This window comes from Massilia glaciei (assembly GCF_003011895.2).
Taxonomy (GTDB): Bacteria; Pseudomonadota; Gammaproteobacteria; order Burkholderiales; family Burkholderiaceae_D; genus Telluria_A; species Telluria_A glaciei.
In genome coordinates this window covers 1-11,106 of sequence record NZ_PXWF02000239.1, presented here as the reverse complement: position 1 = coordinate 11,106, position 11,106 = coordinate 1, and the positions used below count along the sequence as shown (strand labels likewise).

Below are 11,106 nucleotides of genomic sequence, written 5' to 3'. Positions count from 1 at the left end.
ATTAAGCAAAAAAACGCCCCGCGGTCTTGACGATCGCGGGGCGCTTTTGCTTTCCGGTACCGCGCGGTTTATTCGAATTGCTTGCGGAAGCTTTCGAATTGTTCCTTGAGCAGGTCGACCTCGCGCCGCAGCGACACCACCTCCTGCTCGAGCTGGCCGACGCGCCCGCCCTGCGACGGCGCCGCGAGCGAGCCGGCGTAGCCTGCCGCGGTCTCCTGCTGCGCCAGGGCGGCCTCGCCGGCCAGCAGATGGCCGTAGCGCGGCTCCTTGGTGCCGGGCGCGAGCGCCAGGCGCGACACCAGCGGCGGGTACTTGTCCATCAGGAACTGCAGCGCGGTCTCGACGTCGGCCACCGATTTGAAGTCGTGCACGCGGCCCGCGCGGGTGCGGATCTCGCCGGCCGTCTGCAGGCCGCGCAGCATTAGAATCGCCATCACGGCCAGTTTGTCCTGCTCGAGCGACCATTTGACGCGCAGGCGGTGCTCGTACTTGGTCACGCGCGCACCGGCCTGGGTGATGCCGTTGACGAACTTGCGCTGCATGAGCCGCTGCAGCACATCCTGCACCGTCTCGTCGGAAATTTGCATGACGGGGTCGCGGCTCGAGAGCTGGTTGCAGCCGTTGGTGATCGCGTTGAGCGACATCGGATAGTTGTCGGGCGTGAGCGCCTCTTTTTCGGCCAGCACCGCGAGCACGCGGATTTCGAAAGCATCGAATTCGGCCAGCAGGTCGGTGGTGCCGTTTGCTTCTAGTGTCATTAATCTTTCCTTGTATTGTACAGCCAGTTTATTCGACCAGTTTGTTGAGCTCGACCGAGTCGAGTTTGTCGCAGCCGGGGATGCCGGAGCAGGCGATGCCGGCCTCTTTGATCGTTGCCAGTATGCACTCCATCTGCTCGTCCTGGCGCGCCACGTGGTTGATCAGGTTGTGCAGCGCCTTCGACAGCGGGTCGTCGCCGTTGGCGCTGACGCCATAGGCAGAGAACAACTGCGCGTTGCGCAGGTCCAGGTCTTTCCGCACGATATGGGCCGGGTTGCCGACCGCGGTGGCGCCGGCCGGCACCGGCTTGACGACGACCGCGTTCGAGCCGACCTTGGCGTATTCGCCAACCGTGAACGCGCCGAGCACCTTGGCGCCGGCGCCGATGATGACGCCGCGCTCGAGCGTCGGGTGGCGCTTGGTGCCGCTGGTGAGCGTGGTGCCGCCGAGCGTGACGCCCTGGTAGATGGTGCAGTCGTCGCCGACGATGGCGGTCTCGCCGATGACCACGCCGAAGCCGTGGTCGATGAACACACGGTGGCCGATGGTGGCGCCGGGATGGATTTCGATGCCCGTGACGATGCGCGCGAGATAGGAGATGAAGCGGCCGATCCATTTGAGTCCGGCGCCCCAGAAGAAATGCGCCCAGCGGTGCATCATGATGGCCTGGAAACCCGGGTAACAAGTGATCACCTCCCACGTGTTGCGGGCCGCGGGATCGCGCTTGATGATGCTCTTGATATCGTCACTCAGGTTGGGGAACATAAGACAGCCAAATACAGTTGTTGGAGAGCCATGGTAGCGCATTCGCGCGAGGCTTGCCGGGGTCAGGTCAAAGCCAATCGCGGCCATGGACTTCGGACCGCAAAAAAAGGGTCGGAGTCATTTTCGCTGCGCGAAAAAACTCCAACCCTCTTTTTGCTCGACTGCGATTGCGGCCAAGCGCCTTGCTTCCAATCGAAAATCAGCCCTCGCGCGCCATGCGCTGGCGGCGCGCCTCGTACAGGCACACGCCGGAGGCGACCGACACGTTCAGGCTCTCGACCGAACCGAACATCGGGATGCCGACCAACACGTCGCAGGTCTCGCGCGTGAGGCGGCGCATGCCCTCGCCCTCCGAGCCCATCACGAGCGCGGCCGATCCCGAGAAGTCGGCCTCGTACAGGCCGCGGTCGGCGTCGTCGGAGGTGCCGATCAGCAGGATGTCGCGCTCCTTGAGTTCGCGCATGGTGCGCGCCAGGTTGGTGACGGTGATGTAGGGCACGGTCTCGGCGGCGCCGCTGGCGACCTTGGCGGCGGTGGCGTTGAGGCCGACTGCGCGGTCCTTGGGCACGATCACCGCGTGCGCGCCGACGCCGTCGGCCACGCGCAGGCAGGCGCCCAGGTTGTGCGGGTCGGTGATGCCGTCGAGGATCAGCAGCAGCGGCGGGCCGTCGATCGCGTCGAGCAGCTCGTCGAGGTTGCGCGCCAGCGCCAGTTCGCTCGCGAACGCGATCACGCCCTGGTGGCGGCGGGTGCCGACGATCTTGTCGAGGCGGGCCGAGTCGACCGGCATCACGCGCACGCCGAGCGACTTGGCGTTGGCCACCAAATCGTGCATGCGCCGGTCCTGGCGCGTGGCGTCGACAAAAATCTCCTCCACCGACGAAGCCTCGTGACGCAAGCGCGAGGTCACCGCGTGGAACCCGAATATCATTTTATTCTTCATCTTTTCTTCTTTAACTTTTTTCTTTAACTTTTTTCTTTAACTTAACGCTTCTTCTTGCTGGTTTTTGAAACCGGTTTTGGCGCGGCGCCGCCCTTCGAACGTTTGCCCTTTGGATTGTTCTCGGCGCTCGTGTCGAGCTCGTAGCGCGCGCTGTTGCCGGCCGTGTTGACGGTCGGCTTGCGCGACTTGCCCGGCTTGGCCTCGAGCGCCTTGGCGGCCGCGCTCTTGGGCTTGCCCGCGCCCGTGTCGCTTGAGACGCTGCCGCCGGCGAGCACGAGGTCGATCTTGCGCGCCTCGAGGTCAACCCGCGACACCTGCACCGTGACGCGGTCGGTCAGCTGGTAGCGCTTGCCGGTGCGTTCGCCGCGCAGCTCGTGGCGCGCGTCGTCGTACTGGAAGAAGTCGGTGCCCAGTTCGGTGATGTGGACCAGGCCCTCGACGTACAGCGCGTCGAGCTGCACGAAGATGCCGAAGGTGGTCACGCCCGAGACCACGCCGGTGAATTCCTCGCCGAGCTTGTCCTTGATGAAGAAGCACTTGAGCCAGGCTTCGACGTCGCGCGAGGCCTCGTCGGCGCGCCGCTCGTTGGCCGAGCAGTGCACCCCGAGCGCGTCCCAGATGGTCAGGTCCTTGGCTTGCTTTTGCTTGCCTTCGGCGGTGTCCTTGGCCAGCTGCTTGCGCGTCGCGTTGGAGACGGTCGTGTTGAGCGACTTGAGGTCGATGCCCTTCGGTTCGTACTTTTTGCCCAGCAGAATGGCCTTGATCGCGCGGTGCGTGAGCAGGTCGGGATAGCGCCGGATCGGGCTCGTGAAGTGGGCGTAGGCCTCGTACGCGAGGCCGAAGTGGCCGATGTTGTCGGGGCTGTAGACGGCTTGCTGCATCGAGCGCAGCAGCATGGTTTGCAGTAGTTGCGCGTCGGGACGCTCCTTGACCACGCGCATCAGCGCGGCGTAGTCGCCCGCGGACGGCTTGTCGCCGCCGTCGAGGTTCAGGCCGACCTGCTTGAGGAAGGTGCGCACCTGGGTGAGCTTCTCCTTGGTCGGCGTGGCGTGGATGCGGTAGGTGCCCGGATGCTTGTGGCGGATCAGCAGGTCGGCGGCGCAGACGTTGGCCGCGAGCATGCACTCCTCGATGATCTTGTGGGCCTCGTTGCGGGTGCGCGGGATAATCTTTTCGATCTTGCCGAGCGGGTTGCAGACGATGTAGGTTTCGGTGGTCTCGAAGTCGATCGCGCCGCGCTCCATGCGCGCCTTGAGCAGCGCGTGGTAGACGTCGTTGAGGTTGAGCAGGTGCGGCACGATGGCCGGCCGCTTGGCCGCCTCGGGGCCGGCGGTGTTGCCGACGATCTCGGCCACCTCGGTGTAGGTCAGGCGCGCGGCGGAGTGGATCACGGCCGGATAGAACTGGTAGGCCTTGACCTCGCCCTTGTCGGAGACCACGGCGTCGCACACGAGCGTGAGGCGGTCGACCGCCGGGTTGAGCGAACACAGGCCGTTCGAGAGTTTCTCGGGCAGCATCGGGATCACGCGGCGCGGGAAATACACCGAGGTGCTGCGCTCAATCGCGTCGATGTCGATCGCGTCGTTCGGCTTGACGTAATGGCTCACGTCGGCGATGGCCACGATCAGGCGGAAGCAGTTGGCCTTGCCCACCTTGACCGGCTCGCAATAGACGGCGTCGTCGAAGTCGCGCGCGTCTTCGCCGTCGATGGTGACGAGCGGCACGTCGCGCAGGTCGACCCGGTCTTCGAGGTCGATGTCGCGCACCTCGCCGGGCAGCTTGGCGGCCGACTTGAGGGCCGCGGCCGAGAAGATGTGCGGCACGCCGAACTTGCGCACGGCGATTTCGATCTCCATGCCGGGGTCGTCGAGCTCGCCGAGCACCTCGACCACGCGGCCGGTGGGCTGCTTGAAGCGCGATGGCTGGTCGATCACTTCGACGCTGACGATCTGGCCGGCCTTGGCCTTGCCGGGCGAGCCAGCGACCAGGATGTCCTGGCCGATGCGCTTGTCCTCGGGGGCGACGATCCAGACGCCGCCCTCGTTGAGCAGGCGGCCGATCACGTGCGTGTTGCCGCGCGAGACGACCTCGACGATCGTGCCCTCGCGCCGGCCGCGGCGGTCGGTGCCGGTGATCTTGGCCAGCACCTTGTCGCCATGCAGGACCTTCTGCATCTCTTTTTCGGACAGGAACAGGTCTTCGCTGGCGTCGTCGGGGACGACGAAGCCGAAGCCGTCGCGGTGGGCCGTGACCTTGCCGGCCACAAAGCCGGTTTCGTCAACGAGTTCGTAGGTGCCGTTGCGGTCCGAGCGGAGCTGGCCGTCGCGCTCCATCGCGTTCAGGCGGCGCGTGAGCACCTCGACGGCTTCGGTTTGGACGCCCAGTGTGCGCGCCAGCGCTTCGATCTCGATTGGCGCGGCCGCACTGCGGAAAATGCCGAGAATATCCTCGCGGCTGGGAATGGTGTGAGTAATTTGGTTCAAATGAGTTTCTATAATTGTTTTTGGCAGCGCCCTTGGCGAATGCCCATGGGGGCGACTGACACGGTGAAAATTGACACGGTGATATGCGTAGTGTAACGGAGGACCGTGTGATTCGCCTAACTTGGCGTGCACGCGCCGGACGCCCCGAAAAATTGTTTGGGCAAGCGCTTTGCGTTTTCAAATTGTTCCGCTATAATTTTGGTCTCTCGCGGCGGCGGCAAGCCGAAGCGAGGGAAAAATGCGGCGTACCAGCAGTCGAAGTCGGTGCCAAGGTTGGAAAGTTAATCTGGCGCAAAACTTCAAAGGCTTGTATGATAGCAGATGTCGTTGGAAACGTCGGCATTCAGTAGCAAAAGCAGCGAAGCAGGTTCAATGCCCACGTGGCGGAATTGGTAGACGCGCACGGTTCAGGTCCGTGTGCCGCAAGGTGTGGGGGTTCGAGTCCCTCCGTGGGCACCACTCCCCGGTTAGTTGACGGTGAGTACCAAGCAGGAATCACAGCAGGAATCACATTAGCGCGCCGTGATCTTCGATTGCGGCGTTTTAGTTTGAAGCAGTGGCAGCAAAGCGGTTCCAGTGCCCACGTGGCGGAATTGGTAGACGCGCACGGTTCAGGTCCGTGTGCCGTAAGGTGTGGGGGTTCGAGTCCCTCCGTGGGCACCATCTACCGGATTGATTTCCGCAGAGAAGTTAGCATCAAGCAGTCAGCAGCAGGCAGGAGTTTCAAACAGTTGTCGGGTTTGGCCAAAACGTCGCAATCTTTGCAAAAGGATTGCGGCGTTTTGCGTTGTGCGCTGTCGTTGCCTTCGCTGTGCGCTGTCGTTGCCTGCGTTGTGCGCTGTCGTTGCCTTCGCTGTGCGCTGTCGTTGCCTGCGCTGTGCGCTGTCGTTGGTGATTACCGCGGCGCGGCGGCAAGGTCGTCAAGGATCGGGCAGTCCGAGCGCGCGTCGCCATGGCAGGAACCGGCGAGCGCCTCGAGCGTGCGGCGCATCGCCGCCAGGCCGTTGATCCTGCGCTCGAGTTCTGCGATGTGCCCGCGCGCCAGCGCCTGTACGTCGGCGCTGGCGCGCTGCTTGTCGTTCCACAGGGCCAGCAAGGCGCCGATTTGCTCGAGCGAAAAACCGAGCGCGCGCGCGCGGTGGATGAACTGCAGGATCTTGACCTCCTTCTCGCCGTAGATCCGGTAGCCGGCACCGGAGCGCGGCGGCGGCGCCGTCAGCCCGATCGATTCGTAGTGCCGGATCATTTTGGCCGACACGCCCGAGGCCTTGGCCGCCTCGCCGATATTGTGTGCAATATTGTGTGACATCACCGCCCGCCTCCGCCTGTTCGCAATAGCCGTATTGTGCCTCGATTCCGGGTCTGCCGTGGAAGCGCCGGCCGGCACGACCGCAGGCACGCACCGCAGCTACGCACCGAAGGTACGCACCGCACTACGCACCGCTGGTAAGCACAATATGCCAAATTTCGCCCCCGGCGCGCCCCTTTAGTACTACACTTGGATTATGCAAGCCCCCGCAATGCAGCCCGCCCCAAACCACGGCCCCGCAAATCCGGCGCCGTCGGCGCCAGTGCACGCGCTCGAAGTGAACTATCACGCCATGCTCGCGCACTCGCCCGATGCGGTCGTGCTGGTCGACCTCGACAGCGGCCGGCTGATCGACGCCAACCTCAAGGCCGAGGCCATGTTCGGCATGTCCGGGTCCGCCCTGCTCAGCCGCAGCCTCGTCGATCTGTGTCCGCCCCGACAGGGCGGCGCAAGACCTTGCGCCGACGTGGTCACCGAGTTGCTCGGACAGGCGCGCGAGGGCGAGACCGCCGCGCCGGCCCTGACCTTCCTCACCGCCGCCGGCCGCGCGTTCGAGGGCGAGCTGCGCATGGTCCGCCTGCCCGTGCCGGGCCGCCGCCTGATGCATTTGCGCATTATCGACGTGACCGAGCGCAGCCTGGCCGAGGCGCTCGTCAACGGCCAGTCGCGGCTGCTCGAAATGATCGCGCTCGGCGCGCCGCTGGGCGCGACGCTCGACCAGCTCATGCTGCTGATCGAAGGCCAGTCGCAGGGCGTGCTGTGCTCGGTGCTGCTGCTCGACGAAGACGGCGAGACGCTGCGCCCGGCCTCGGGCCCCAACCTGCCGGCGGCCTACATGGCTTCGCTCGACGGCCTCAAGATCGGCCCCAGGGCCGGCTCGTGCGGCACCGCGATGTTCCGCAAAGACATGGTGGTGGTGAGCGACATCATGGGCGACCCCTTGTGGGCGGGCTACACGGGGCTGGTCGAACCGTACGGCCTGCGCGCCTGCTGGTCGACCCCGATCCACGTCGGCAAGGGCCAGGTGCTCGGCTCGTTCGCGATGTACTACCGCGAACGGCGCAGCCCCGGGCCCGACGACACGCGCCTGATCGGCGTGGCCACCCATCTGGCCGGCATCGCAATCGAACGCACCCGGCGCGAACGCGAACTGGCGCGCCACCGCGAGCATCTCGAAGAACTCGTCAGCGAGCGCACGGGCGAGCTGACCCGGGCCAAGGAGCACGCCGAGCACATCAACCGCGAGCTGGCCCAGACCCTGGCCACGCTGTCGACCACCCAGAACGAACTGGTGCGGCGCGACAAGCTCGCCGCGCTGGGCAGCCTGGTGGCCGGCGTCGCGCACGAGCTCAACACGCCGCTCGGCAACAGCCTGGTCGTGGCCACCACCATGGCCGAGCGCGCGCGCGTGCTCACGGCCGACCTGGCGCACGGCCTGCGCCGCTCCACGCTCGACGTCTACCTGGCCCAGGCCGACGAGGCCGGCAGATTGCTCGTTCGCAACCTGCAGCGCGCCGCCAGCCTGGTGGCCGCCTTCAAGCAGATCGGGGTCGACCAGTCGGCCTCGCAGCGGCGCGCGTTCATGCTCGGCGACCTGCTCGGCGAAATGCTGCCGCCGCTGCGCGTGAGCGCGCGCCAGCGCCCGATCACGGTGCTCTCGACGAGCGAGCCGGCACTGGCGATGGACAGCTACCCCGGGCCGCTGACCGAGGTCGTCTCCAACCTGTTCGACAATTGCATGCTGCACGCCTTCGAGGGCGAGCGCGGCGGCACCATCCGGATCACGGCCGCGCGCCGCGCCGACGGCGCCATCGCGCTGGCGGTGCAGGACGACGGCGCCGGCATCGCGCCCGAGCTCGCCGCGCGCGTCTACGACCCGTTCTACACCACCAAACTCGGCCTGGGCGGCTCGGGGCTGGGCCTGCACGTGGCGCACAACATCGTCACGGGCGTGCTGGGCGGGCGCATCGAGCTCCAAACCGAACCGGGCAAAGGCAGCACCTTCACGCTCGTGCTGCCCCCGGTGGCGCCGCAAATTGCCGAGGCCGGCGCGGGCGTGGAGGCGCCGGCCGGCGCCAAGGCGGAGGCAAAGGCGCACGCCAAGCCCGAGGCCGAGGCCAAGGCCGAGGCAAAACAGCTTGCGGGTGGCTATTGACTTGCGCGGCGAACAGTCTATGCTCGGGCATTAGCATATGAAAAACCTTCCCCACACCATCATCGGAGCCGCCCTCGCCTTTGCCTGCCTGGCGGGCGCGGCCGCGCCGGCGCCGTGGTATGCCTGGGTCAGCAAACTCGACGGCAAGCGGGTTTGCTCGCAGTCCCCGCTCGGGCCCGGCTGGGTGCGCGCAAGCGGCCCCTATAAAAATAGCCAATGCGTTATATTGTCAGCTGTTAAATAATGATTGAAATAACGAATTTGAATTCCATATAGTCGCAAGCAGACAGAAAAAGACATAAGAGACATAAAAGCCAGAACAGCCAAAAAAACCAGAGACCGTCCGTTGCATTCATCCACACCGAGGAGAAGTACATGTTTACAAATCCCGAACAATTTGCATCCGCCACCAAGACGCTTTTCGAACTCCAGATGATGACGTTTAACGCGCTCACCAGCAAAGCGGTGCAAGGCGTCGAACAGGTGGTCGCCCTGAACATGGCAACGGCAAAAAATTCGGCAGAGGCGTCCATCGCCGCGGGCAAGGAGATGAGCCAGGCCAAGGATCCGAAAGAGGCGATGGCATCGCTGGCGGCGCACGCCGAACCCGGCATGGCAGGCGCGGTCGCCTACGGCGGCCAGCTCAAAGACATCATCGAAGACATCCGCACCGAATTCACGCAGGCCGCCGACACCCACATGGCCGAGGCCAAGAGCACCCTGTCGGCCCTCATTTACGATGTGACGCAAAACGTCAAGCCGGGCTCCGAGAACGCCGTGGCCATCATCAAGACCGCGATCGACAACGCCTTCCAGGGCTACGAGCAGGTGACCCAGGCGACGCGCCAAGCGGTCCAGGTGGTCGAGGCGCAAGTGGCCAAAGCCAGCGCCCAGGTCGCGCCGGGCGCTGCTGCCAAGGCGCCTAAAGCCAAAAAATAAGCTAGGAGGCTGTCGGACTTAGGGAGTCGAAGCGAAAAAAGTGACGGGCGAGGACAGATTTTGGCGATTTCGCAGTGCCAATAGCGAGCTATTGGCCGAGAAAGCGGCGAAATATGGACCGTCCGACACTTTTTGCAGCCGACGATCCTAAGTCCGACAGCCTCCTAGAAGTGAGCAAAAGATAAGCGAAATGACGCAGGCGCGCGACGCGCTTGCCGCACCACACAAATACGGGCCGCTTGCGGCCCGTTTTGACGTCCGGGCCCACGGCCAACCTACCCACGGCCCACCTTAAGCGTTGCTAATGCGAAGGCTTGGCGTCGGCGCCAAGGTCGAGCATGCGCGCCAGTTGCGCGAACGCCGCCGGGTCGTTGACCACCCCGTGCAACCACACGTGCAGCGGCTGCTCGCCCCAGCTGGCCGCCTTTTCGGCCAGGTAGGCGACCGGGCTATCAGGCTCGGTGCGCCGGAAAAACGCAGCAGCCTCGCGCAGTTGCGCGACCGCGTGCTCGCGCGTTTGTGCCGGCGCCCAGGCCACCGGGGCCGAAGCCGGACCTTCTGGCTGCGCGCGCGCCGCCGCCGTCAGCGCGGGCATCATGCGTTCAAGGGACCGTTGGGCGGCGCTCATGCTCGGCCCCGCCGCTCCGAGACGCGCGTCGATGACACGTTCGAGTTCGGTGATTGCACCCATGCAGTGGCAGGCGTCGAGCAAGCGGGTTTCGTGGGGCGGGCGGGCGCCGGCGCCGAAGGCCGGGCCGGCCCCGGCCGCGATGGCGGCCAGCAGTTGCGGCGTGCGCGCGGCGATCCAGCATAGATGGCCGATGCGCAGCTCGCAGCCTTGCTCGTCGGGCAAGGGGAACACGCTGTCCCAGTAGCGTTCGCACAAACCGGCCACCAACAACAGGCCGTCGCCCAGGCCGCGCATGCCCGCGTTGATGGCGGCCGCCTCGGTCAGCCAGACCGCGAGCTTCAGGTTCTTGCTGCGCAGCCTGATCAGTTGGGCGCAGCGGCGCGCCACGAAATCCCAGTCGGCGTCGGGCCGCGTCCCAACGGCGCGCAGGTCGCTGCGGCGCGCCAGCGCGATCGCGTCGAGCTCGGGCGAGAAGGCGATGTCTTCGCCGCAAGGGTGGTCCCTGCTGAGCGGCGCGAGCAACTGCTCGATGGTGAACATGGTCTTCCTTTCAGGGGGCGCGGATGGTGCCACCATCATCGACCGCCCAAGCGGTCCGGATTTGCGCCCACTCAAGAACGCTGTCTGTTTCCGATGAACAATACCGGCGCCGGCGCCCGCCCGCCCCCCATACCGTCACACGCCTGATAAAAATCAGCATGGCTTTCGCCAGTCTTTCTAACCTAGGTTCCACAAACTGAGGAGACAAGTGGTGCAGCCAACAGACCAACATCAGCGCCGTCCAACACGGCCACACGCATTTCCCACCGGTGGCCGCCTCAGCCGCGGCAGGGCCTACGGTGGCGACCCGTTCAACCGCCGCGTTTTTGTCGGCGGCGGCTGCGTGCTGATCATGTTCCTGATCGGCGCGTTGGGCTGGCTGGTGCACATGAATGCCACAATGCCACGCCATACGGCGGTTGACGAGCCGCCCCGGGCCGCGGCGCTCGCGCCGCACGCGCCGGCCGCCGGCGCCCTGGCAAGCTTGGGCGCGGCAGACGACGAGCCCTTGCCGCCCCTGGTGCTGGTAAAGACCGGCCATGGGGCGGCGCCGCGCGCGGCACCGCCGGTCGCGGCGCTCGC

General features: G+C 65.5%; 10 protein-coding genes and 2 tRNA genes. 6 read left to right on the top strand and 6 right to left on the bottom strand.

Features of this window, described 5'->3' with window-relative positions:
* Window positions 1-68: 68 nt before the first annotated feature.
* The 4 genes from C7C56_RS15105 to rnr all read right to left on the bottom strand — a co-directional run bounded on the left by C7C56_RS15105 (window position 69) and on the right by rnr (window position 4,977).
* Window positions 69-758, bottom strand: coding sequence for a YceH family protein (locus C7C56_RS15105; RefSeq protein WP_106758204.1), 690 nt, complete (start codon window positions 756-758; stop codon window positions 69-71).
* Between the two features lie 28 nt (window positions 759-786).
* Window positions 787-1,524, bottom strand: coding sequence for a serine O-acetyltransferase (gene cysE, locus C7C56_RS15100; RefSeq protein WP_106758203.1), 738 nt, complete (start codon window positions 1,522-1,524; stop codon window positions 787-789).
* A 199-nt stretch (window positions 1,525-1,723) separates the two neighbouring features.
* Window positions 1,724-2,467 (bottom strand): 23S rRNA (guanosine(2251)-2'-O)-methyltransferase RlmB, encoded by a 744-nt coding sequence (gene rlmB, locus C7C56_RS15095; RefSeq protein WP_106758202.1) that lies wholly within the window; start codon window positions 2,465-2,467, stop codon window positions 1,724-1,726.
* 41 nt (window positions 2,468-2,508) lie between these two features.
* Window positions 2,509-4,977, bottom strand: coding sequence for a ribonuclease R (rnr, locus tag C7C56_RS15090; protein WP_370660211.1), 2,469 nt, complete (start codon window positions 4,975-4,977; stop codon window positions 2,509-2,511).
* A gap of 347 nt (window positions 4,978-5,324) precedes the next feature.
* Here rnr and C7C56_RS15085 point away from each other — a divergent pair.
* Window positions 5,325-5,409, top strand: a tRNA-Leu gene (locus C7C56_RS15085).
* 119 nt (window positions 5,410-5,528) lie between these two features.
* Window positions 5,529-5,613, top strand: a tRNA-Leu gene (locus C7C56_RS15080).
* Window positions 5,614-5,845: 232 nt separating this feature from the next.
* Here the strand turns inward: C7C56_RS15080 and cueR are convergent.
* Window positions 5,846-6,259: a Cu(I)-responsive transcriptional regulator gene (gene cueR, locus C7C56_RS15075; protein ID WP_106758200.1), complete on the bottom strand. Its 414-nt coding sequence runs from the start codon at window positions 6,257-6,259 to the stop codon at window positions 5,846-5,848.
* Window positions 6,260-6,470: 211 nt separating this feature from the next.
* On the opposite strand from cueR, the gene C7C56_RS15070 reads away from it, so the two are divergent.
* The 3 genes from C7C56_RS15070 to phaP all read left to right on the top strand — a co-directional run bounded on the left by C7C56_RS15070 (window position 6,471) and on the right by phaP (window position 9,353).
* On the top strand, window positions 6,471-8,414 hold the full coding sequence (locus tag C7C56_RS15070; RefSeq protein WP_106758199.1) for a GAF domain-containing sensor histidine kinase: 1,944 nt from the start codon (window positions 6,471-6,473) through the stop codon (window positions 8,412-8,414).
* A gap of 37 nt (window positions 8,415-8,451) precedes the next feature.
* Window positions 8,452-8,658, top strand: coding sequence for a hypothetical protein (locus C7C56_RS15065; RefSeq protein ID WP_106758198.1), 207 nt, complete (start codon window positions 8,452-8,454; stop codon window positions 8,656-8,658).
* A gap of 131 nt (window positions 8,659-8,789) precedes the next feature.
* Window positions 8,790-9,353, top strand: a complete 564-nt coding sequence (gene phaP / locus C7C56_RS15060) for a TIGR01841 family phasin (RefSeq protein WP_106758197.1) — start codon at window positions 8,790-8,792, stop codon at window positions 9,351-9,353.
* Window positions 9,354-9,654: 301 nt separating this feature from the next.
* On the opposite strand, the gene C7C56_RS15055 is transcribed toward phaP, so the two are convergent.
* Complete coding sequence (locus C7C56_RS15055; protein ID WP_106758196.1) at window positions 9,655-10,524, bottom strand: type VI secretion system protein TssA; 870 nt, start codon at window positions 10,522-10,524, stop codon at window positions 9,655-9,657.
* A gap of 343 nt (window positions 10,525-10,867) precedes the next feature.
* Between C7C56_RS15055 and C7C56_RS15050 the strand changes: the two genes are divergently transcribed.
* The coding region (locus tag C7C56_RS15050; RefSeq protein ID WP_146204495.1) for a hypothetical protein at window positions 10,868-11,106 on the top strand (239 nt) is incomplete at its 3' end.

Bases quoted from the DNA above. Each gene is read 5' to 3' on its own strand.
- C7C56_RS15105 (WP_106758204.1), bottom strand. From the start codon at position 758: ATGACACTAGAAGCAAACGGCACCACCGACCTGCTGGCCGAATTCGAT.
- cysE (WP_106758203.1), bottom strand. From the start codon at position 1,524: ATGTTCCCCAACCTGAGTGACGATATCAAGAGCATCATCAAGCGCGAT.
- rlmB (WP_106758202.1), bottom strand. From the start codon at position 2,467: ATGAAGAATAAAATGATATTCGGGTTCCACGCGGTGACCTCGCGCTTG.
- cueR (WP_106758200.1), bottom strand. From the start codon at position 6,259: ATGTCACACAATATTGCACACAATATCGGCGAGGCGGCCAAGGCCTCG.
- C7C56_RS15070 (WP_106758199.1), top strand. From the start codon at position 6,471: ATGCAGCCCGCCCCAAACCACGGCCCCGCAAATCCGGCGCCGTCGGCG.
- C7C56_RS15065 (WP_106758198.1), top strand. From the start codon at position 8,452: ATGAAAAACCTTCCCCACACCATCATCGGAGCCGCCCTCGCCTTTGCC.
- phaP (WP_106758197.1), top strand. From the start codon at position 8,790: ATGTTTACAAATCCCGAACAATTTGCATCCGCCACCAAGACGCTTTTC.
- C7C56_RS15055 (WP_106758196.1), bottom strand. From the start codon at position 10,524: ATGTTCACCATCGAGCAGTTGCTCGCGCCGCTCAGCAGGGACCACCCT.